This is a genomic window from Rhizobium sp. AQ_MP, from assembly GCF_014237835.1.
Taxonomy (GTDB): Bacteria; Pseudomonadota; Alphaproteobacteria; order Rhizobiales; family Rhizobiaceae; genus Allorhizobium.
Genome location: NZ_JACJVI010000011.1, coordinates 44,242 through 66,201 on the forward strand (window position 1 = coordinate 44,242; position 21,960 = coordinate 66,201).

Consider the following 21,960-nt stretch of genomic DNA (forward strand, 5'->3'; position numbering starts at 1 on the left):
GGCTGGCGTCGCGTGCCTCCCTCTCCACGCTTGCGGGGAGAGGGTAGGGTGAGGGGCGCTTTGCATGTGACGTCTCTGTCGGATCATCCCACCCCAGAGCCACGCTCCGACCCTCCGCATCAAGGGCAGGGTGACCTCACGCCACCCACTGGTCTATGTCGTCGCGCTCGCCGATCAGGGCCAGTCCATGGGCGATGGAAACCAATTCGCCGCCGGTTTCGATGCGGCTGGCCTCGAAGCGGCGATGGAAGATGTCGCGCACGGCGGGCACGAAGGAGGTGCCGCCGGTGAGGAAGATCTTGTCGATGCTGGCGGCCTCCGTGTGGCTCGTCGAAAGCACCTCGTTAAGCGCCTGTTCCATCCTCACCAGATCGTCTGCGATCCAGCTTTCGAAATCACGGCGCGTCACGCGCTTCTCACCGGCCTTTCCGAGCGGCGCGAAGCGGAAATCGGCCTCCTCGTGAGACGAAAGCGCCATCTTGGTCGCCGAGACGGCCTGGTAGAGCGGATAGCCCTCGTCATGGTCGATCAGGTCGATGAACAGTTCGAGCTTTTCCGGTTCTTCCGCCTGGCGCACCAGCGACTTGAGATCGGTGAATTCCTTCAGCGTCTTGAAGACTGAGAGCTGGTTCCAGCGCGAAAAGGCGAGATAGTAGTTGCTCGGCACGTCGAGCAGCTTGCCGAAACTCTTGAACTGGCTGCCCTTGCCGATTTCAGGGGCAACAAGCTGGTCGATGATGCGGGCATCGAACTGATCGCCGGCGATGCCCACACCCGAATGGCCGATCGGTGTCGCACTCAGCCTGCCGGCCTCGGTGGAAAAGCGGATCAGCGAAAAGTCGGTCGTACCACCGCCGAAGTCGGCGACCAGCACGGTCGCGTCCCGCTTCAGCGTACGGGCGAAGTAGAAGGCGGCTGCGACCGGCTCATAGACATAGTGGATCTCGGGAAAGCCAAGCCGTGTCAGGGCCTCGTTATAGCGGGTGACGGCGAGCGCCGGATCGGGGCTTGCACCGGCGAAATGCACCGGGCGCCCGGCAACGAGGCGCTTTGCCTCGCCCGGCCATCCATCGCCGGCATAGGCCTGCAGGCGCTTGAGGAACACCTCCATCAGGTCCTCGAACTGGAAGCGGCGGGCATGCACCAGCGTGCCCTGGAAGAGGGCGGAGGCTGCGAAGGTCTTGATCGACTGCAGGAAGCGGCAATCACCGGGATTGTCGATGAAGGTGCGGATGGCGGCCTGGCCGGCCTCGACCTTCAACGCGCCTGCACCGAGCTGCGGATCCTTCAGGAAGGAGAGCGCCGTGCGCATGCTGTCGGAGGTACCCGCTGAAGACGTGTAGGCAATCGACCGGGTCTCGTCGCCGCTTTCCGCAACGGCGATGACGGTGTTGGTCGTGCCGAAATCGAGCCCAAGCGCTTCAGCCATGGCCATCGCCCCCTTGTAGATATCTCTGGAATGTCACTGAGAACCGGCGGGCCGGATGAATATGGACGCCCGCAGACAGAAAGAGGGCGCCTGATGCCACAGCGGCCGCCTCAGGGCAAGGGTGCAAATGGCGCGGGTCGTCAGCGGCGGCGTAGGCGGAAAAGTCCGAAGATCCCGACTGCAGCAAGGGCTGCGCCATAGAAGATCCACGGCGTCTGGTCGATCATGAAGCTGGAAGCGGGATAGGGGAAGTGACCCGAGCCCTGACCCATCCAGATAAAGCCGGTGAGAACGCACAATGCAAACAGCACTTGCAGGGCGACACGGACAGGCGACATCGGAACTCTCCCGGACAATCATACGCAGGCAGACGATCTTGCGTCTTTCATCCGCGATCAAGCGCCCCGCGCAAGGTCAATGGTCTGCCTGCCATCCGGAGAGTGCGCCTCAGACGTCCAGATAGGCGCGGGAGAGGAAGGCGTGGGGCGTCTCGAAGTCGAGAGGAGCCGGAGCCTCGTCTTCTGCAAATCGCGGCAACAACTGTCCGATGATCGCGCCCTGGACTGCGGAGCGCCCCTTGGTCGCGGGTAATCTGGGCGTCTCTGGATCGTCTTGCACCACATAGAGAGGTGCAAGAACGTCGAGGATCGTCCGGTCTTCATGTCCGGCTTCCGTCATGGCGGGGAACTTTCATCTCCCTGTGAAACTGGTAACTGAATAGTCCCCGGATATTGCCAAGCCGTTCAATCATTTCCTTCAAATTTAGTGAAGCGGAACTTACGCATTGCGAGCGTGGATGGTTCCGTCTCCACTTCAGATCGATTTGGCCGCTCCACCGTCGACGCGCAACATCGTGCCGGTAATGTAGCTCGCCGGCTCCGAACACAGGAAGGCGGCCGCAGCGGCGAACTCCTCGACGCGACCGAGGCGCTGGGCGGGGATTGATTTGACCGATGCCGCACGCACCTCTTCCAGCGACTTGCCCTGGCGCTTGGCATTGGCGCCATCGAGCTCGTCGATGCGGTCCGTATGGATACGGCCGGGCAGGATCATATTGGCGGTAACGCCATAAGAGGCGAGCTCGGCCGACAGGGTCTTGTTCCAGCCCACCAGCGCGCCGCGCAGGGTATTGGAGAGCGCCAGGTTCGGGATCGGCTCGAACACGCCCGATGAGGCGACGGTGAGGATGCGGCCGAAGCCCTGCGTTTTCATCAGGGGCGCTAGCGCGTTGGTGAGCGTGATGACGCGCACGACCATGGACTGGAAGAAGGTGTAGAGCTTGTCCGCATCCATCTCCTCGACCGTGCCGGGCGTCGGACCACCGGTATTGTTGACGAGGATGTCGATGCCGCCCAGCGTGTGATGGACCGCGTGCAGCATCTGGTCGACGAAATGCGCGTCGGCGAGGTCGGCAACGACATAGTCTGCCTTGCCGCCTTTTGCGCGGATAGCTTCGACATTGGCCCTGAGCTTCTCCTCGGTCCGTCCGCAGATCAGGACATGGCAACCCTCGGCCGCGAGCGCCTTAGCGATGCCGAGGCCAAGCCCGCGCGAGGCAGCGAGCACCAGGGCGCGTTTGCCGGAAATGCCGAGATCCATGGGGAAATCCTTTCGTGAAGTGAAATCTGTCGATGCAGTCTATCGCCGGCTGGCCCGGACCGATAGCCCGACCAAACGCCGATGAACCGGTTTCAGAACGGCACCTTGCCGGGATTGAACAGGTGCTTCGGGTCGAGCAGGGTTTTGATCTGCCGGGCGAGTGACTGTTTCACCGGATCGACATGGGCAAGATAGGCCGAGCGCTTTTCGAGCCCGACACCGTGCTCGGCGGAAAAGCTTCCGCCGGAGCCAGTGATCCCGGCATAGACGGCTGTCTCGACCTTCGCCTTCAGGTCCGAGGGCAGGGGGCCCGGTTCCGCCACCGCGATGTGCAGGTTGCCATCTGCGATGTGGCCATAGACATAGGCATCGAATCCTGCGCCGATGGCCGCCAACCGCGCCATAAGCCCGCTGACATAATCATCGACGGCCGAGGGAGGCATGGATACGTCAAACGAGGGCGCATGGGGATAGCGGGCGAAATAGAAGCCCGAATCCTCGCGCAGATCCCAGAAGCGGCGCGCCTGATCGGAGGATTGGGCAACGATCCCGCCTTTGAGCTCGGTCGCCTCCCAGAGATCGCCAAGCGCCTCTTCCAGCAACGTCATTGCGGCTTCGCCGCTTTCGCCGGAAACTTCCATAAGCAGGATCGCTGCGTCCGGCTCAAGCCACGAAAGGTCGAAACCTTTCAGGGCTGCGTGATCCCTTACGTAGCGCGGCCACATCATTTCGGCGGCTTCCAGCAGAAGTACCGGATGCCCGCGCAGCCGGGCGGCCACCTGCAGCGCACGGGCGGCATTCGGCACGCCGAGAAGCGCCACGGCGCGATGCGGCCTGATTGGCTCGACCTTCATCACGACACGGGTGACGAATCCGAAAGCGCCTTCGCCGCCGATCAGCAGCTGCTTGAGATCCGGCCCGGCGGAGACCTTCACCACCCGCGTCATGTCGGAGAAGATCTCGCCGGAGGGCAGGACGGCTTCGAGGCCGAGGATCTGGTGGCGCATCACGCCGTTGCGAAAGGCAAGGATGCCGCCGGCATTGGTCGACACCATGCCGCCAATCGTGGCCGAGCCACGCGAGCCGAGATCGATGCTGGTGGTGAGGCCATGGGGCTGGAGTGCTGCCTGCAGGGCCTCGAGCGTCACGCCGGCTTCGATCTCGACGGTCTCCTCGTCCGCATGGATGGCGAGCACGCGGTTGAGCCGGGCGCTGGACAGGATCACCTGGCCGGCATGGCTGACGCCGCCGCCGACAAGCCCGCTCATCCCGCCATGCGGCACGATGGCCACCCGATTGTCCTGGCACCAGGACACCAGGGCTGCGGCCGCCTCGGTCGAGGCCGGCTGCGCCATCACGCCGGCATCGAGGTTGCCGGCATCTTCGCCGGGATGGCGGCCGGCAAGCGCCCCCGGGCCAAGGATGCGAAGATCCGGATGCAGCCCGTCAAGCGCTTGGGCGAGGTCGAGGGGCGAGAAGGTCGGGAGCGAAGACATCGGGGCAAACCTGATCTGTTTGCGGCTTTTTTGCCGGAAAATCCGGTCGCCGCAAGCCGCCCCGGGGCTATTCCCGACTTCTCCAGGCTCTTAGAGCTCTGCGGGAAACCCGGGCGCGCGCAAATCAGTGCCCACAGCGTCTTCCAGGAGCTTCACCACCTGCGACGACCAGGCGTCGCCGCCATAGGCTGACCGGGCGCGGATGAAGGTCTGCAGCGCATGGGACGCAAGGTCGAGCGGCACGCCGAATTCGCGACCGAAGCCCAGCGCAAAGCCGAGGTCCTTCACCGCGAGGTCCATGGTGAAGTTGATGTTGTAGCTGCCGTTGAGGATGACCTGGCCTTCCGTCTCGTGCACGAAACTGTTGCCCGAGGAGGCCTTGATGATGTGGAAGGCATCGGTGAGGTCGATGCCGCCCTTCTTCGCCAGCATCAATGCCTCGCCTGTCGCGATCAGGTGGATGAAGGCAAGCATGTTGGTGATCACCTTGATCACGGCCGCCTTGCCGAGCGGTCCGGCGCGAAAAATCTGCTTGCCCATGGCCTGGAACGCCGGGAGATGCAGGTCGTAGAGGTCTTGGTCCCCGCCAATGATGACGGTGATCTCGCCGGAGGCGGCAAGATGCACCCCGCCGGTGACGGGCGCTTCGAGCATGCGCACGCCGGCATCTGCCGCGATCTTGCCGAGACGCAGGACTTCCTGCTCGTCGAGCGTGCTCATCTCGATCCAGGTGGCACCGGGTTTGAGGCCTTTCAGAATGCCGCGCTCGCCGGTCAGCACCCGTTCGCTGACCTTCGGAGAGGGCAGACAGGTGATGACGGCATCGGCGGCCTCGGCCACGGCCTGGGGATCGGCGGCAAACCGGGCGCCGCCGGCCACCAGTTCCCTAGCATTGTCGGGATCGAGGTCATGGACCACGACGGTGAAGCCGGCCCTCACCAGACTGCCGGCAAGATGGCGGCCGAGATGGCCAAGCCCGATGAAACCATAAGTGAGTACCATGTCGTCTTGTCCCCTGCTTTCGTTTTGGCAGAGACTGCGACAAAGCGCAGAAGGGTTCAAAGACAGATTTTGGCCTGCGACAGGATTTGGCGCAGGCGGAACAGGGGGCGGCACTTTTCGTTGGAGGGAGGCGATGTTCGGCCAGCGGAGAATGCGATGACCGCGGCGTAATCGTCGCATTGACCCTTACGTACACGTAAGATATTCTTGCACTTCACACCGCCCCGCCGGAATTTGCGCCTTGGCGCGTCGCGCTTCGGCTCGACAATCCGGTTGGGTTTTGTCAAGGAGGAGGGCGGATGGGACCGCCTGATGAGGAAATGACGATGAGCACGGATATGGAACTGCCTGAACGCGAAAGCATGGAATTCGACGTCGTGATCGTGGGCGCAGGCCCGGCCGGTCTCTCGGCAGCGATCCGGCTGAAACAGGTCAATCCGGATCTGACCGTCGTCGTGCTGGAAAAGGGTGCTGAAGTCGGCGCGCATATCCTCTCCGGTGCCGTGGTCGATCCGATCGGCATCGACCGGTTGATCCCGGGCTGGCGCGAAGAGGCCGATCACCCCTTCAAGACGCCGGTCACCGACGACCAGTTCCTCTTCCTCGGCCCTGCCGGTTCAGTTCGTCTGCCGAATGCCCTGATGCCGCCGCTGATGAACAACCACGGCAACTATATCGTGTCTCTCGGCAATGTCTGTCGCTGGCTGGGCAGCCATGCAGAAGCGCTGGGCGTCGAGATCTATCCGGGCTTTGCCGCTTCCGAAGTGCTCTACAACGACGAAGGCGCGGTGATCGGTGTTGCCACAGGCGACATGGGCATCGAGAAGAACGGCGAGCCGGGGCCGAACTACACCCGCGGCATGGCGCTGCTTGGCAAATATGTGCTGATCTCGGAAGGTGTTCGCGGGTCGCTCGCCAAGCAGCTGATCGCCAAGTTCGATCTCGCCCGCGAGAGCGATGTGCAGAAATACGGCATCGGCCTCAAGGAGCTCTGGCAGGTCAAGCCCGAGCACCACAAGCCGGGCCTCGTGCAGCACTCCTTCGGCTGGCCTCTCGGCATGAAGACCGGCGGCGGCTCCTTCCTCTATCACCTTGAAGACAACATGGTCGCCGTCGGCTTCGTCGTGCACCTCAACTACAAGAACCCCTATCTCTTCCCCTTCGAGGAATTCCAGCGTTTCAAGACCCATCCGGCGATCGCCAAGACCTTCGAGGGCGGCAAGCGCCTCTCCTATGGTGCCCGTGCCATCACCGAAGGCGGCTACCAGTCCGTGCCGAAGCTCTCTTTCCCGGGCGGCGCGCTGATCGGCTGTTCCGCCGGTCTCGTCAACGTTCCCCGCATCAAGGGCAGCCACAACGCCGTGCTCTCGGGCATGCTGGCAGCCGAGAAGATCGCCGATGCGATCGCCGCCGGCCGCGCCAATGACGAGCCGATCGAGATCGAGAACGAATGGCGTTCGACCGATATCGGCAAGGACCTGAAGCGGGTGCGCAACGTCAAGCCGCTGTGGTCGAAGCTCGGCACGGCGCTCGGTGTGGCGCTCGGCGGCATCGACATGTGGATCAACCAGATCTTTGGCTTCTCCTTCTTCGGCACCCTGAAGCATGGCAAGACGGATGCGGAATCCCTGGAACCTGCCGCCCAGCACAAGCCGATCGCCTATCCGAAGCCCGATGGCGTGCTGACCTTCGACCGTCTGTCCTCGGTCTTCCTCTCCAACACCAACCACGAGGAAGACCAGCCGGTCCACCTCAAGGTCAAGGACATGGACCTGCAGAAGCGTTCCGAACTCGGCGTCTATGCCGGGCCATCGACCCGCTACTGTCCTGCAGGCGTCTATGAATGGGTGGAGAAGGAGGGCGAACAGACTTTCGTGATCAACGCCCAGAACTGCGTCCACTGCAAGACCTGCGACATCAAGGACCCGAACCAGAACATCAACTGGGTCCCGCCACAAGGCGGCGAAGGACCGGTCTATCCGAACATGTGAGGGTCAAGGGCGGTCGAGAGGCCGCCCTTTTTGCATCTCAAGGACCTAGGGAGCTGACAGCATTGTGGGGCGTGCTCGTCTGAGCGCTAGTGCAGCAACACGGGCGCAGTGACCCCGAAGGTCTCGGCAATGCGATAAAGCCTCCTGTCGCGAGTCCAAAGCCGATCAGAGCCAGAAATCATAACGGACGCCAGTAGATGAGCGTCGACATAACCAATGCCAGTCCCAAAAAGCTTTCGGCTTCTGATGAGATGGCGAACCTCACCATCGTCTGCGCGCGCAATGACGGGGAGATCAGAGAGCATCTTCATGATGTCGTCGTAGCGCGGGATATGCCCGAGCGACAGTTCGCCGATGACAAAGGGGTGAATCACGATCTTTTCGTTTTCCAATAACTCCTGAAGCCTTGGGTCGTTCGACCGGAAGTGATCGATCCAGATGGAGCTGTCGGCCAGGATCATTCGGGCTCGACCGGATCAAAACGCCGGCGCGGCGGAGCAACCAGATCGGGAGCACTGCCACCAAGGCGCGCCAGTCGTCGCGCGGCTTCGCGTTGTACGAGGGATTGTAGCGCGACGCGCAAGAGCGTGGGAATTTCATCAATGCCGGTGTATTCCCTAGCATCGGCAAGCAGCGCGTCGTCGATTTCGATTTCAACTCGCATTTTCAAGTCTCCTGCGGGCGAAACATAACATTGCTATATCTGGGCATCAATCTGGCTCTGCTTCCGCCTCATCCTCGCCACGGATCTTAACGCCCGCCCCAGGATTTAACCCGTCATTAACCATAAATTCCTAGGCTCCTCGGCATCGAATCGCATCCCGAGGACGCCTGAATCATGACCATTTCCCGCCGCGGTCTCCTGTTCGGCCTGCCGCTCTTTATCGCCGGTTGCCAGTCGGTTCCCAATCAGCAGGCCATGTATGGCGACATGCCGGACGAGCCGCATCCGCTGAAAAAGGTGCCGCTCGAGAAGATCAAGCCCGAGCTTCGCCGTCAGGAAGTGGCCTACGAGACGACGCATGCTGCAGGCACCATCGTTGTCGATACACCGGCGCGCCGTCTCTACTACGTCATGGGCAGCGGCCGTGCCATGCGCTACGGCATCGGTGTCGGGCGGGCGGGCCTTGCTCTTTCCGGCAACGCCTATGTCGGTCGCAAGGCCGAATGGCCGACCTGGACCCCGACGCCCAACATGATCCGCCGCGATCCGGAAAAGAACCGGAAATACGCAGGTGGTCTGCCCGGCGGTCCGAACAACCCGCTCGGCGCCCGCGCCATGTATCTTTACCGCGGCGGCAACGACACCATGTTCCGCATTCACGGAACAAACCAGCCCTGGTCGATTGGTCAGGCCATGTCGTCAGGCTGCGTGCGCATGATGAACCACGACGTGATCGACCTCTACGCCCGTGTGGATGTCGGCTCCAAGGTGGTCGTGATCCAGGCCTGATGGCCGCCACCACTCTGGTTTGCCTGATATGGCGCCCGTGCCCAGACGGGCGCCATTGCCGTTTGATCGCGGCCACGATCCCGTTCTTTTCACGGATGGTCACGACTTAGGCAAAGCCCTTGCCGCTTCAACACTTTGCCTCAATCTCCCTGCAATGAAACCTTCCGGCACAGTCATGCGTCATATGCCCTGTTGACGCTGTGTCGACCAAGCGTGACCGGCCGGAGCCTTTTCGCTCCGGCGAAACGAGACTAAGTGGCAATGGATGCGCCGGTCGCCGGCGCCGTCGAAGATGTGAGAAGGGATTTTGAATGGCTCGCGATATGAATGCCGGCGTATCTGACCTTGGTGGCTGCCAGATCGAATCGACCCTGCAGCTGCTCGACGGCAAGTGGAAGGGCGTGATCCTCCATCATCTCCTCAAGGATGACGTGCTGCGATTCAACGAGCTGGTAAAGCGACTGCCGTCCATCACCCACCGCATGCTCTCGAAGCAGCTGCGCGACATGGAGGTCGCCGGTCTGGTGGCCCGCACCGTCTATCCGGTCGTGCCCCCGCGGGTTGACTACTCCCTGACACCGCTCGGGCGCAGCCTCGAGCCCGTTCTCCAGGCGATCGGCCGCTGGGGCCAGGAACATCTTGTCGCCGTGGCAGAGGCCTCCGCCAGTTCGTCAGAGCGGCCCGTCGGCGCTGCCGCGATCATGCGATCTGCAGCCTGACCCCTGAGCAAAGAGCCGCCGCAACGGCGGCTCATGGGAAGGTGCGCCTCAGGCCGGAAAACCTTCCAGCACGATCTTCCCGCGCGCGCGATTGCTTTCGATGATCTGATGCGCCTTGCGCAGGTTTTCAGCCGTGATCGGACCAAGCACGGTGTCGAGAGTTGTGCGGATCCTCCCCGCATCGATGAGGTCGGCGACATGCGTCAGCAGCCTGTGCTGCTCGATCATGTCGGGGGTCTGAAACACTGGCCGGCAAAACATCATTTCCCAATGCAGGGAAACCGACTTCGGCTTGAAGGCGAGAATGTCGAAGCCTTCCGGAAAATCATCGATCAGGCAGATGCGCCCTGCAGGCGCGATGATCTCGGCCATCGCCAGACGGTGCTGGCTCGAATGGGTGACGGAGAAGATGAAGCCGGGCGCGCCGATGCCGAGCGCCGCATACTCGCTGCCGAGCGGCTTGCTGTGATCGATGACGTGGTCGGCCCCGAGCGATTTTGCCCAGTCGACGGTTTCCGGCCGCGAGGCGGTGGCAATCACGGTCAGGTCCGTCAACGCCTTGGCGAGCTGGATGGCAATCGAGCCGACGCCGCCGGCGCCGCCGGTGATCAGGATCGCGTGTTTGGCACCGGGGACCGGCTCCTGCACCTTGATCCGGTGGAAGAGCGCTTCGTAAGCCGTGATCGCAGTCAGCGGCAGGGCCGCGGCTTCGGCGAAGGAGAGGCGTTTCGGCTTCAGTCCGACGATGCGCTCGTCGACGAGGTGGTACTCCGCATTGGTCCCCGGTCTGTTGACCGCACCGGCATAAAAGACCTCGTCGCCGGGCTTGAAGAGTGTCACGTCTGAGCCGACGGCTTTGACCACGCCAGCAGCATCGTAACCGGGAACACGCGCTTCACCGGCAGGAGGGGCCTGGTTGCGGCGGACCTTGGTATCGACCGGATTGACCGATACCGCCTTGATCTCCACCAGCAGGTCCCGGCCCATGGCCACCGGCATCGGAAGATCGATATCGACGAGAGCCTCCTGAGAGGTGGCGGGCTGATTGCTGTAAAATCCGATCGCGCGCATCGAAACTCCTGTCTGTCCTCTTCACCATTCATTAAGGATATAGATCCGTGTTCCGCAAGAATGCATTTCCGGGTTTCGGTACGGGATCGTCTGGCATGCGATGACGGGACCCTGCCTTGAATTTGCCTTTTGCTTCTCGATCTTTGGGCGATGCAACAAATCACCGGATGCGGCGTTGCTCCGCTGTGGCGCTGTCCGACCCCTTAAGGAACTTCATGAAGATCAAAGCGGTACTCAATCGTGACGGTGGGACCTTCAAGACCACCGACATGCAGACCTATTGCGAGACGGCGACCCGTGCCTTTGCAGCGCAGGGTCACGAACTCGATTGCGCTGTGGTTGCGGGCGATGAAATTGTCGATGCGCTGCAGGCAGCCTCGCAGGCCCAGGGCGTCGATGCCCTCCTGGCCGGCGGTGGTGACGGAACGATCTCGACGGCGGCCTCGATCGCCTGGAAGGCCGGTCTGCCGCTTGGCATCATACCGGCGGGCACGATGAACCTCTTCGCAAGGTCCCTCAAGCTGCCGCTCGACATCTGGAAAGTGCTGGATGTGCTCGCCCGCTCTTCGGTTGCCCAAGTCGATATCGCGACCGCCAATGGTCGACCCTTCGTGCATCAGTTTTCCGCCGGCCTGCATGCCCGCATGGTGCGCATGCGCAACCAGATGAACTTTGCCTCGCGCATCGGCAAGATCCGGGCGAGCACCAGTGCAGCTTTCGGCGTAATGCTCGATCCACCGCGTTTCGAAGTCGTCTTCGACATCGACGGCGACGGTCGCAGCGAGGAGAAGGCGGTTTCGGCAATCTCCGTGTCGAACAATCCCCTGGGCAACAATTCGCTGTTTTTCGCCGACCGCGTCGATACCGGCAAGCTCGGCGTCTATCTCGCCGAGCCACTCGAACCCACGGGGGTGGGAAAGCTCGCTTTTGATATCCTGCGTGGCAAGTTCAAGGAGAACGAGGCGGTCACAGCCTCCACGGCCGAGCGAGTGCACCTGCATTTCCCGAAGTATCGGACGGGTGCGGCCTGCGTGCTCGATGGCGAGCTCCTGCGCATGCCGGCCGATGTCGAGATCCGCATACATGCGGGCGAACTCAAGGTGCTCGTGGCACCGGATCAGCCGACAGCCTGACAAGAAAAACGCCCGGGGGGAAGACCGGGCGCTTCTGGTTCTAGTGGCTGAAGGCAGCCGCGATCAGATCGCGGGTGTAGTCCTCCTTGGGATGATCGAAGATTGCCTCGGTTTCGCCCTGCTCGACGATCTTGCCGTTCTTCATCACGATGACATGGTCGGACATCGCCCGGATGACCGACAGGTCGTGGCTAATGAAGACATAGGACAGGCCATGTTTGTCCTGCAGGTCGCGTAAGAGTTCGATCACCTGCCGCTGGACCGAACGGTCGAGCGCCGAGGTCGGCTCGTCGAGGATGACGACCTTGGGCTTCAGGATCATCGAGCGGGCGATCGCGATACGCTGCCGCTGGCCGCCCGAGAATTCGTGCGGGTAGCGGTTGCGAGCTGCCGGGTCGAGGCCGACTTCTTTCAGCGCCGCGATGGCCCTCGCATCCCGCTCGGCTCGCGAAAGCTGCGGCTCGTGCACATAGAGGCCTTCGGTGATGATCTCGCCGACCGTCTGCCGCGGCGAGAGCGAGCCATAGGGGTCCTGGAAGACCAGCTGCAGCTGACGCCGGAACGGCCGCATGCCGGCCCGGTCGAGGGCGGAGATGTCTGCCGTTTCGAAGCGGAAGGCCCCGTCCGCCGGAAGGAGCTTCAAGAGCGCACGACCGAGCGTCGACTTGCCCGAGCCGGATTCGCCGACGATGCCGATCGTCTGGCCCTGCTTGAGCCGGACGGATACCTGGTCCACCGCCCGGAAGGTGCGGTTGGGACGCAGGAAGCCGCCGCTGCCGATGTCGAAATCGACGGTCACGTTGCGACCCTCCAGCACGACCGGTGCATCGTCTGCCGGAGCCGGCTTGGTGCCCGAGGGCTCGGCAGCCAGCAGCATCTTGGTATAGTCATGCTGGGCATTGTCGAAGATCGCGTCGCGGCTGCCCTGCTCGACGATCTCGCCCTTGCGCATGACGACCACCCGGTCGGCGACGTGTTTGACGACGCCGAGGTCATGGGTGATCAGCACGATCGCCATGCCGAAGCGCTTCTGCAGGTCGGCCAGCAGGGTCAGGATCTGCGCCTGGATGGTGACATCAAGTGCAGTGGTCGGTTCGTCGGCAATCAGCACGTCGGGCTCGTTCGCCAAGGCCATGGCGATCATCACGCGCTGGCGCTGACCGCCGGACATCTCGTGCGGATAGCTGTCGATGCGGCGTTCCGGGTCCGGGATGCCGACAAGCTTCAGGAGTTCCAGCACGCGGGCGCGGGCGGCCTGCTTGCTCATTCCACGATGGTGGATGAGCGGCTCGGCGATTTGTCTGCCAATCCGGTACAGGGGGTCGAGCGAGGTCATCGGCTCCTGGAAGATCATGGTGATCTTTGCGCCGCGCACCTTGTTCAATTCGCCGACGGGCAGACCGATGATGTTGCGTCCGCCATAGACGGCCTCGCCGGTGACATCGCCGTTCTTCGCCAGCAAGCCCATGATACCCATCATGGTCTGGCTCTTGCCGGAGCCGCTTTCCCCGACGATAGCGAGCGTTTCGCCCTTCTTCACGTCGAAGCTGATGCCCTTGACCGCTTCGACGATGCCGTCGGGCGTCTGGAAGCTGACCTTGAGGTCGTTGACGGTGAGGACCGGTGTCATCTGGTTGGTCTCCATATCAGCGATCCTTCGGGTCGAGCGCATCGCGCAGGCCATCGCCCACGAAGTTCAGCGAAAACAGCGTTGCGACGAAGAAGATCGACGGGAAGATCAGAAGCCACGGTGCGCTCTGCATGTTGGCCGCCCCCTCCGAGATCAGCGTGCCCCAGCTCGCAAGCGGCGCCTGAACGCCGAGACCGAGGAAGGACAGGAAGCTTTCCGTCAGGATCACTTGCGGTACGACGACCGTGACGAAGACGATCACAGGGCCGATCGTGTTCGGGATAATGTGGCGGCGGATGATCTGCCAGTCGGTCAGGCCGAGCGCTTCGGCTGCGCCGACGAATTCGCGACGTTTGAGCGAGAGAGTCTGGCCGCGCACGATACGGGCCATTTCCAGCCATTGCACCGCCCCGATCACGACGAAGATCAGCACCACCGATCGTCCGAAGAAGACGACGAGCACGACGACGAGGAAAACGAAGGGCAGCGAATAGAGGATCTCCACGAAACGCATCATGACGTTGTCGATCCGCCCTCCGAGATAGCCGGAGGTTGCCCCGTAGATGACCCCGATGCCGAGTGAGACAAGGCTTGCGGCAAGGCCGACGGCAATCGAGATCTGCCCGCCGAGCATGACACGCACCAGAAGATCGCGTCCGTTCGTGTCGGTGCCGAAGGGGAAGGTGACCTGGTCCACCTGACCACTGACGGTCATCGACCGCCCGTCTTCCGACGTTTCCACCACCTCGGTGTTCTGGAACTCGTTGTTTCGGTCGAAATAGCGGATCGCGCGGGGATCGATTGCCCTTTGCGAACTGATGACGGCCGTATACGTGCCGCTCTCGACCTCGAAGCTGTCGAGATTGACGCGGGCTCGCTTGGCTATGCCTTCGGCGACGTCCTGCAGCGACTGCGGATCGGGCCGCGGCGTGAGGCTCGGCGGCACCGTGACGTAGGACGAGAAGACCTGGTCATAGGTATGCGGCACGAAGAACGGGCCCACATAGGAGAACAGCGCGATGAAGAGCAGCATGAAGCAGCCGGCCATGGCGGCCTTGTTGCGCTTGAAGCGCATCATCGCGAGCTGGGTGAGGCTGCGGCCGGTAATCTCGCCGGCCTGAACGGAGATATCAGTCATTGCGAACCCTCGGATCGAGCAGGCCGTAGGCGATATCGACGAGCAGGTTGAACAGGATCACGAACACGGCGACGAGAATGACGGTGCCCATGACGAGGGGATAGTCGCGGTTGAGTGCACCGAGCACGAAGTAGCGACCGACGCCGGGAATGGTGAAGATCGTCTCGATGACAGCCGAGCCGGTCAGCAGGGCGGCAGCACAGGGCGCGAGGTAGGAGACGACGGGCAGCATGGCGCCGCGCAGGGCATGGGTGACGACGACCACCCGCGGCGGCAGGCCATAGGCACGTGCCGTGCGGATATGGTCGGTATGAAGCGCTTCGATCATTGCGCCGCGCGTCAGCCGCGCGAAGACCGCAAGCTGCGGCAGGGCAAGCGCAATGACGGGCAGGAGCAGGAAGCGGAAGGAGCCATCGCCCCAGCTGCCGGCCGGGAGCCACGAGAGCATCACGGCAAAGATCAGGGTCAAAACGGGACCGACGACGAAGTTCGGCACGGTGACGCCGATTGTCGCAAAGGACATCAGGATGAAGTCGATGATGCCGTTCTGGCGGAGTGCGGCGATCGTGCCGAGGGCAACGCCGCCGATCAGCGCCAGCAGGATGGCATAGGCGCCAAGCTCGACGGAATAGGGCAGGGCCTTGCCGATCAGCTCCGAAACGGTGTTGTCCTTGTAGATGAAGCTTGGGCCGAGGTCACCTGTCAGCGCATTGCCGAGATAGCTCAGATACTGGCTGAACAGCGGCTGATCGAGCTTGTAGGTGGCCATGATGTTGGCCATCGTCTGCGGTGGCAGGGGGCGCTCCAGGTTGAAGGGGCCGCCGGGCGCAAAGCGCATCATGAAGAAAGAGATGGTAACGACGACGAAGATCGTCGGGACGGCACTCATCAGCCGCCGCAGCACGAAGGAAATCATGTCCTGCTCCTAAAAGGAACGACGCCCGGCAAGGCCGCGCGTCGTCCCATTTGTCAGTTGGCCCGGATTACTCAGCAATGCTCAGGAAGCGGCTGAGGTGCTGGTTGGCAGCATTGTCGTGCCAGCCCTGGACGCGGTCGGAGACCAGCCACAGATCGGCCTGGGTCAGGAACGGAGCGATAGGCTGATCGCGCATCAGGATGGCTTCGGCCTCATGCAGGATCTTGTTCCGGGCTTCCGGATCGGTTTCCTTGTAGGACTGTGCCATGAGGGCGTCGAATTCCGGGTTGTTGTACTTGCCGTAGTTGAAGGTCTTGTTGGTCGAGACGTTCAGCGCCAGGAAGTTCTCCGCATCGGCGTAGTCGGCAACCCAGCCGGCACGCGCGACGTTGAATGCGCCGCCTTCCTGCAGGTAGGCATAGTGCGATGCCACGTCGAGGTTGGTCATGGTGACATTGGCACCGAAGGTGTTCTTCCACATGTCGGCAACAGCCGTTGCAACGCGCTCGTGGTTCGGATTGGTGTTGTAGCGGATCTCGATGTTGAGCGGCTTGCCGCCTTCACCGTAACCGGCTTCCTTCATCAGTTCGACGGCCTTGTCTTCGCGGTCGAGCTGCGACATTTCGGCGAAGTCGGCGCGGGCCGGCTCATAGCTGCCGATGCCCGGAGGCGTCAGCGAATAGGCCGGGATCTGCGAACCCGAATAGATTTCCTCGGCGAGAAAGTCGCGGTCGACGGCCATGGAGAGGGCCTGGCGGACGCGAACGTCGTTATAGGGCTCCTGGCGATTGTCGAACACGTAGTAGTAGGTGGCGGTCGTCGGCGAAACACGAACCTGATCGCCATAGCTTTCCTTCAGGCGATCGATCTGATCGGCCGAGAAATTGTAGGCGAGGTCCATTTCCTTGGCCTCGAAGCGACGCACTGAAGCGGCCTGGTCGTCGATCGGGTAGAAGATGACCTTGTCGATCTTGGTGTTGGCAGCATCCCAGTGATGCTCGTTCTTGACCACCACCAGGTTGTCGTTCGGCACATGGCTTTCGAGCTTGTAGGCGCCGTTGGAAACCATCACGCCCGGCTTGACGAAGTCAGCACCGGCCTTCTCGAAGGCGGCCTTGGACAGGGGCAGCGCGGTCTGGTGCGCCAGAAGTTCGGCGAAGAACGGGGTCGGGCGCTCAAGCGTGATCTCGAGCGTCTTGGCGTCAATGGCCTTTACGCCGAGCTGGTCGACCGGGACTTCTCCCTTGTTCACCTTCTCGGCATTCTTGATCGGGTAGAGGATCGACGCGTATTCGGCGGCGGTCTTCGGATCTTCCGCGCGCTGATAGGAGAAGACGAAGTCTTCGGCCGTCACCGGCGAGCCATCGGACCACTTTGCATTTTCGCGGATCTTGAAGGTGTAGACGGTGCCGTCTTCGGACACGTCCCAGCTTTCGGCAGCGCCGGGCACGATCTCGCCCTTGGCGTCGTAAATGGTCAGGCCTTCGTAAAGGTCTTTCAGAATGAATTCTTCGATATTGATCGAGGTGTGGTGCTGGTCGAGCGTCTGCGGCTCACCGGAATTGCCACGATGGAGGACGACTTCGGCCAGCGCCTGGCTCGCGCCGAACATCAGCGACGTCAGGAGGAGCGAGGTGCCGAGCAGCCGGCGCGTCTGAATAGACATGTTTGGAACTCCCAGTTCACGTTAACGGAAGGGACAGAAGAGTATTCCTGATGGCGTGACAACCCGCATTTTTTACGGCTACCCCATTTTTGAGGTAGAAATTTGGGGAGGCACCTGTGACTTGGCACGAAGATTTCGCATGACCGTTTTATGACGAAATAAAATTATCGCGCCGAATTCTGTGCGAAATGCGACAGGGGCGGCTGATGCGCCGTCCCTGCAGGGGCTCTCGTCAAAACGGGGGCCAGAAGCGGAGTCAAATCCGCGGCAGATAGGTCTGGTAGTCGAAGCTGGAGACGGTGCGCAGATAGGCCATGGCCTCCTTGCGCTTGGTGTCACCATAGATGCGCTGATACTCGGCGCCGAAAATGTCCTTGATGAAGGCCGAGGCGCGGAAGCGCTCGACGGCGGTCAGGAAGTCATAGGTCAGCATGTCGGGGTTTTCGGGCGCGCTGTCCGGCGTCGTGACCGGGCCCGGATCGAGGTCTTCTTCCAGACCGAGCAGGATGCCGCCGAGGATGGCGGCAAGCAGCAGATGCGGATTGGCGTCCGCTCCGGCGACCCGGTGTTCGATGCGGGCAGCCGGTCCGTCCTTGTCGGGAATGCGGATCGCCGTGCCGCGATTGCCGAAACCCCAGTCGATCTTGTCGGGCGCAAAGGAGCCTGGCTGGAAGCGGCGATAGGAATTGGCAAAGGGCGCGAAGATCAGCTGCGCATCCTGCATGCTTTTGAGCATGCCGGCGGTGATCGACTTCAGCTTCACCGGTTCGCCGCCCTTGGCGTCGAGGATGTTCTTGCCGTCCCTGTCGATGATCGAGGCATGCACATGCAGCCCGGAGCCGGCGTGGTCGCCATAGGGCTTGGCCATGCAGGTGGCTTTGAGCCCATGCCGACGGGCGGCGAAATCGACGACGCGCTTCAGGTAGATGCAGTCGTCGGCGGCAGCCATCGGGTCGGGCTTGTGCAGGAGGTTGACCTCGAACTGGCCCGGGCCGAATTCGGCGGTCGTCGCATCGGCCGGCAGGCCCATGTGGTCGCAGTATTCGCGCACGGTCTCGAGGAAGTCTTCCATCGCGGCGGTCGCCCGCATGTCATAGAGCTGGTAGCCTTCGACCTCGCCGTTCATGACAAGCGCCTTCGGCGGCATCGGCACGCCGGCTTCGCGGAAATCCGGCTCCATGACGTAGAATTCGAGCTCGGTCGCCACGACCGGCGTCAGGCCCTTCTCCTCGAAGCGCTTCATCACATTGGCGAGGATGGCGCGCGGACAGACGTAATGCGGCTCGCCGGTGAGCGTGTGCATGGTGGCGAGCACCTGCTTGGAGCCGGCAGGCCCCCAGGGCAGGGTGGTCAGCGAATTCTTGGTGGGCACGCAAATGCCGTCTGGATCGCCGAGCGTCAGCGAGATCTTCGTGATGTCGTCATTGTCGTCACCCCAGATGTCGAGCGACTGGGTGGAGGCCGGCAGGCGGACCGTGTTCTTCCAGACCTTGTCCTCGGCTTTCAGCGGGATCATCTTGCCGCGTAGGTCGCCGTTCATGCCGACAAGCAGCACCTCGATGCGCGCGGAAGGATCGGCTGCGGTCTGATCGGCGGCCTTGGTCGGTGCTGTCATGGAAAACTCTCGTTGGCTATCGGGGCGAATTTGGCCGGAGGAACGCGGCAATCGGTGCCTTGCCAAACGCGTTTTGGAACGTCATGGTCGTAGCCGATAATGTTCCGCCTTTCAATGCGGGGTAGGGCCGCCACACGGACCATGTTTGGCCGTGAAAGCAAGAGCTTCCGCCCCGATCGAGGATCCGACCCATGAACAAGCCAGTAACCGCCGTCTCCAACCTCGGTGCCATCGACGCTGCCCACCATCTTCATCCCTTCTCGGACATGAAGAAGCTGAACGCGGCCGGCACCAAGATCATCACCCGGGCGGAAGGCGTGCATATCTGGGATGCGACCGGCAAGCAGTATCTCGACGCCTTTGCCGGCCTCTGGTGCGTCAATGTCGGCTATGGGCGCAAATCGATTGCCGATGTCGTGCATGCCCAGATGCTGGAACTGCCCTACTACAACACCTTCTTCGGCACCACGACCCCGCCGACGACCCTGCTTGCCCAGAAGATCGCCGAAAAGACCGGACCGAAGATCAACCGGGTCTTCTTCTCCAATTCTGGCTCGGAAGCCTCCGATACCTGGTTCCGCATGGCGCGCGTCTACTGGAAGGCACTCGGCCATGAGACGAAGACGCAGGTGATCGCCCGCAAGAACGCCTATCATGGCTCCACCGTTGCCGGCGCCTCGCTCGGCGGCATGAAGTGGATGCACGAGCAGGGCAACCTGCCGATCGAGGGCATTCACCACATCAACCAGCCCTACTGGTATGCCGAGGGCGGCGATCTCTCGCCCGAGGATTTCGGCCTGAAGGTTGCCCGGGAACTCGAGGAGAAGATCATCGAGCTCGGCGAAGAGAATGTCGCGGCCTTCGTCGCCGAGCCGATCCAGGGGGCTGGTGGGGTCATCGTGCCGCCTTCGACCTACTGGCCGGAGATCAAGCGCATCTGCGCGAAGTACCAGATCCTGCTCGTCGCCGACGAAGTCATCTCCGGTTTCGGCCGCCTGGGTTCCTGGTTCGGCCACCAGCATTATGATTTCGAACCGGACCTCGCGCCGATCGCCAAGGGTCTGTCATCCGGCTACCTGCCGATCGGCGGCGTGCTGGTCTCCGACCGCGTGGCGGAAGTCATGGTCAATGAGCTCGGCGACTTCTACCACGGCTACACCTATTCCGGTCACCCGGTGGCCGCTGCTGCCGCGCTCGAGAACATCCGCATTATCGAGGAGGAAGGCCTGGTCGAGCGGGTGCGCGACGATACCGGTCCGTATCTCGCGCAGGCCTTGGCCTCGCTCACCGACCACGAGCTCGTCGGCGAGGCCGTCAGCGTCGGCCTGATGGGCGCCGTCCAAATCACCGCAGACAAGGCGACCCGCCGCCGCTTCAAGAAACCGGATGATACCGGCACTGCGGTGCGCAACCAGTGTGTCAATGCCGGCGTCGTGCTGCGCGCCACCGGCGACCGCATGCTGTTTTCGCCACCGCTGATCATCTCGCGTGCTCAGATCGACCAGGCGGTGGATACGCTGCGCAATGGTCTGGACTGGCTGAAGGACAATCGCGGCGAGGGGTGAGGGGACACGGCGCATCTCTGGCGCCGTCCGTCGCCCGGTGATATACATTCGATATCACTCGGAGGGCACGATGCGTACGCTGGTCGACATTCCGGAAGAGGATATTGAGGCGCTGGACAGGCTCGCGGCTCAACGGAATGTGTCGCGTGCATCTCTGATCAGAGAAGCGGTCGGTGAACTTCTGGATCGACAGAAGGACGATATTGTTCTGGACGGTTTCGGACTATGGGCTGGTTCGGAGACTGAAGATGGCCTGATCATTCAGCGGAAACTTCGCGCCGAATGGTGAAGGTCCTCTTCGACACCAACATCGTGATCGACGTGCTTAGGGGAGTTCCTCCTGCTCAGGACGTCATGAGCAGTTATCCGGAGCGCGCAGTCAGTATCATCAGCTGGATGGAGGTGATGGTTGGCGCGCCCGCGACGCTCAGTGATGCAACACGAGCATTTTTGCGAGGGTTCGAACTGATTGGCCTTACGGAAAGCATTGCCAATCAGGCCGTTGTCGTAAGGCAGGTTCACAAACTCAAATTGCCGGACGCAGTCATTTGGGCGACAGCAAAGGTGCATGGTCTGAAATTGCTGACGCGCGACACCAAAGGTTTTCCGCGTCAGCATCCCGACATTATTGTTCCTTACGAGCTCTGATGGCAGTCAGGCCATCGTCCGCTCACGGCATGAACTGCCCGCCATTGATGTCGATCGTTTGGCCGGTGATGTAGCCGGACAGCATCGGCGAGGCGAGGAAGAGATAGGCGCCGACGCAGTCCTGCGGCGTGCCTGTGCGCTTCAGCGGCACGCTGCCGGCGACCTGATCGAGCTGGCCGGGCAGGGCGTATTTGTCCTGGAAGGGCGTCGTGATGACGCCGGGCGCCACCGCGTTGACGCGGATATTGTATTTGCCGAATTCCAGCGCCATGCCCTTGGTCACCGCACCGACAAAGGCTTTCGACGAGCCGTAGACGCCTGAGCCTGCCGTGCCGCCGGTACGTGCGGCAACCGAAGTCGTGTTGATGATGAAGCCGCCGTTGGCCTTCAGATGCGCGACCGCCGCCTGACTGGCTGACAGCACCGAGCGGGCGTTCACATCCATGACCTTGTCGTAATGAGCATCGGTCATCTCTTCGTAGAGCACCCGCGCGATCATGCTTCCGGCATTGTTGATCAGCCCGTCGAGGCGACCGAAGGTTTTCGCAACATGGCTCACGGCCTCGGCCATCGCTTCAGATGAAGCCGCATCGCCCTTCACCAGGACGACACTGCCGCCCGTGGCTTCGATATCCCCAGCGATCGTATGGGCCGCCTCGGCATTGGAATTGTAATGCAGGCCGACCAGGGCGCCCTGGGCGGCAAAGGCCCGGGCCAGCGCCTCGCCGATGCCGCTGGATGCGCCGGTGATCAGAACGGCCTTGCCGGCGAGATCGGGAATGGTGAGCGTGGTCATCATGCGGTCCTCCTGTTGTCCGACAAGCTTAGAGCGGCCCTGCCGTTGTTTGGCAAGGCCGCTCTTGTCCAACTCGTTGTACCATGACCTAGG

The 21,960-nt window shown here is 62.2% G+C and carries 22 protein-coding genes; 7 read left to right on the plus strand and 15 right to left on the minus strand.

What is annotated here, in order from left to right:
• Positions 1-136: 136 nt before the first annotated feature.
• The 6 genes from H6M51_RS16365 to H6M51_RS16390 all read right to left on the minus strand — a co-directional run bounded on the left by H6M51_RS16365 (position 137) and on the right by H6M51_RS16390 (position 5,526).
• Complete coding sequence (locus H6M51_RS16365; RefSeq protein ID WP_185810888.1) at positions 137-1,429, minus strand: Hsp70 family protein; 1,293 nt, start codon at positions 1,427-1,429, stop codon at positions 137-139.
• 140 nt (positions 1,430-1,569) lie between these two features.
• Positions 1,570-1,767: a hypothetical protein gene (locus H6M51_RS16370; RefSeq protein ID WP_185810889.1), complete on the minus strand. Its 198-nt coding sequence runs from the start codon at positions 1,765-1,767 to the stop codon at positions 1,570-1,572.
• 109 nt (positions 1,768-1,876) lie between these two features.
• The gene (locus H6M51_RS16375) at positions 1,877-2,107 is read right to left on the minus strand and encodes a hypothetical protein (RefSeq protein ID WP_185810890.1); all 231 of its coding nucleotides are present in this window, start codon (positions 2,105-2,107) and stop codon (positions 1,877-1,879) included.
• Between the two features lie 135 nt (positions 2,108-2,242).
• A complete protein-coding gene (locus H6M51_RS16380; RefSeq protein ID WP_185810891.1) occupies positions 2,243-3,028 on the minus strand; it encodes an SDR family oxidoreductase in 786 nt (261 codons plus the stop codon).
• 92 nt (positions 3,029-3,120) lie between these two features.
• On the minus strand, positions 3,121-4,524 hold the full coding sequence (locus H6M51_RS16385) for an FAD-binding oxidoreductase (RefSeq protein ID WP_185810892.1): 1,404 nt from the start codon (positions 4,522-4,524) through the stop codon (positions 3,121-3,123).
• 90 nt (positions 4,525-4,614) lie between these two features.
• Positions 4,615-5,526, minus strand: a complete 912-nt coding sequence (locus H6M51_RS16390) for an NAD(P)-dependent oxidoreductase (protein ID WP_185810893.1) — start codon at positions 5,524-5,526, stop codon at positions 4,615-4,617.
• A 326-nt stretch (positions 5,527-5,852) separates the two neighbouring features.
• Between H6M51_RS16390 and H6M51_RS16395 the strand changes: the two genes are divergently transcribed.
• A complete protein-coding gene (locus tag H6M51_RS16395; protein WP_185810894.1) occupies positions 5,853-7,517 on the plus strand; it encodes an electron transfer flavoprotein-ubiquinone oxidoreductase in 1,665 nt (554 codons plus the stop codon).
• 86 nt (positions 7,518-7,603) lie between these two features.
• Here H6M51_RS16395 and H6M51_RS16400 read toward each other — a convergent pair whose 3' ends face one another.
• The gene (locus H6M51_RS16400; protein WP_185810895.1) at positions 7,604-7,978 is read right to left on the minus strand and encodes a type II toxin-antitoxin system VapC family toxin; all 375 of its coding nucleotides are present in this window, start codon (positions 7,976-7,978) and stop codon (positions 7,604-7,606) included.
• On the minus strand, positions 7,975-8,181 hold the full coding sequence (locus H6M51_RS16405) for a type II toxin-antitoxin system VapB family antitoxin (protein WP_185810896.1): 207 nt from the start codon (positions 8,179-8,181) through the stop codon (positions 7,975-7,977). The genes H6M51_RS16400 and H6M51_RS16405 overlap by 4 nt, the downstream gene beginning before the upstream one ends.
• A 174-nt stretch (positions 8,182-8,355) precedes the next feature.
• On the opposite strand from H6M51_RS16405, the gene H6M51_RS16410 reads away from it, so the two are divergent.
• Both H6M51_RS16410 and H6M51_RS16415 read left to right on the plus strand, forming a co-directional pair.
• A complete protein-coding gene (locus tag H6M51_RS16410; RefSeq protein WP_185810897.1) occupies positions 8,356-8,970 on the plus strand; it encodes a L,D-transpeptidase in 615 nt (204 codons plus the stop codon).
• A 311-nt stretch (positions 8,971-9,281) separates the two neighbouring features.
• Entirely contained in the window at positions 9,282-9,689 is a 408-nt protein-coding gene (locus H6M51_RS16415) for a helix-turn-helix domain-containing protein (RefSeq protein ID WP_185810898.1), read from the plus strand.
• Positions 9,690-9,737: 48 nt separating this feature from the next.
• Here H6M51_RS16415 and H6M51_RS16420 read toward each other — a convergent pair whose 3' ends face one another.
• Positions 9,738-10,760, minus strand: a complete 1,023-nt coding sequence (locus H6M51_RS16420) for a zinc-binding alcohol dehydrogenase family protein (protein ID WP_185810899.1) — start codon at positions 10,758-10,760, stop codon at positions 9,738-9,740.
• Positions 10,761-10,975: 215 nt separating this feature from the next.
• On the opposite strand from H6M51_RS16420, the gene H6M51_RS16425 reads away from it, so the two are divergent.
• Positions 10,976-11,893 carry a diacylglycerol kinase family protein gene (locus H6M51_RS16425; RefSeq protein WP_185810900.1) on the plus strand — a complete coding sequence of 306 codons (918 nt, stop codon included), beginning with the start codon at positions 10,976-10,978 and terminating at the stop codon, positions 11,891-11,893.
• Between the two features lie 40 nt (positions 11,894-11,933).
• Here H6M51_RS16425 and H6M51_RS16430 read toward each other — a convergent pair whose 3' ends face one another.
• The 5 genes from H6M51_RS16430 to H6M51_RS16450 all read right to left on the minus strand — a co-directional run bounded on the left by H6M51_RS16430 (position 11,934) and on the right by H6M51_RS16450 (position 18,858).
• Positions 11,934-13,565, minus strand: a complete 1,632-nt coding sequence (locus H6M51_RS16430; protein WP_185810901.1) for an ABC transporter ATP-binding protein — start codon at positions 13,563-13,565, stop codon at positions 11,934-11,936.
• Positions 13,540-14,661 carry an ABC transporter permease gene (locus tag H6M51_RS16435; RefSeq protein WP_185810902.1) on the minus strand — a complete coding sequence of 374 codons (1,122 nt, stop codon included), beginning with the start codon at positions 14,659-14,661 and terminating at the stop codon, positions 13,540-13,542. The genes H6M51_RS16430 and H6M51_RS16435 overlap by 26 nt, the downstream gene beginning before the upstream one ends.
• Positions 14,654-15,577 (minus strand): oligopeptide ABC transporter permease OppB, encoded by a 924-nt coding sequence (gene oppB / locus H6M51_RS16440; protein WP_185810903.1) that lies wholly within the window; start codon positions 15,575-15,577, stop codon positions 14,654-14,656. The genes H6M51_RS16435 and oppB overlap by 8 nt, the downstream gene beginning before the upstream one ends.
• 67 nt (positions 15,578-15,644) lie before the next feature.
• A complete protein-coding gene (locus H6M51_RS16445; protein WP_185810904.1) occupies positions 15,645-17,243 on the minus strand; it encodes a peptide ABC transporter substrate-binding protein in 1,599 nt (532 codons plus the stop codon).
• Between the two features lie 256 nt (positions 17,244-17,499).
• Entirely contained in the window at positions 17,500-18,858 is a 1,359-nt protein-coding gene (locus H6M51_RS16450; protein WP_185810905.1) for a glutamine synthetase family protein, read from the minus strand.
• A 191-nt stretch (positions 18,859-19,049) separates the two neighbouring features.
• Here H6M51_RS16450 and H6M51_RS16455 point away from each other — a divergent pair, with 191 nt between their 5' ends.
• From H6M51_RS16455 to H6M51_RS16465, 3 genes are all read left to right on the plus strand, one after another.
• On the plus strand, positions 19,050-20,423 hold the full coding sequence (locus H6M51_RS16455; RefSeq protein WP_185810906.1) for an aspartate aminotransferase family protein: 1,374 nt from the start codon (positions 19,050-19,052) through the stop codon (positions 20,421-20,423).
• Between the two features lie 70 nt (positions 20,424-20,493).
• Positions 20,494-20,712: a CopG family transcriptional regulator gene (locus tag H6M51_RS16460; RefSeq protein WP_185810907.1), complete on the plus strand. Its 219-nt coding sequence runs from the start codon at positions 20,494-20,496 to the stop codon at positions 20,710-20,712.
• Positions 20,706-21,071, plus strand: a complete 366-nt coding sequence (locus H6M51_RS16465; RefSeq protein WP_185810908.1) for a type II toxin-antitoxin system VapC family toxin — start codon at positions 20,706-20,708, stop codon at positions 21,069-21,071. The genes H6M51_RS16460 and H6M51_RS16465 overlap by 7 nt, the downstream gene beginning before the upstream one ends.
• 22 nt (positions 21,072-21,093) lie before the next feature.
• Here the strand turns inward: H6M51_RS16465 and H6M51_RS16470 are convergent, their stop codons facing one another.
• Positions 21,094-21,867 (minus strand): SDR family NAD(P)-dependent oxidoreductase, encoded by a 774-nt coding sequence (locus tag H6M51_RS16470; RefSeq protein ID WP_185810995.1) that lies wholly within the window; start codon positions 21,865-21,867, stop codon positions 21,094-21,096.
• Positions 21,868-21,960: the final 93 nt, after the last annotated feature.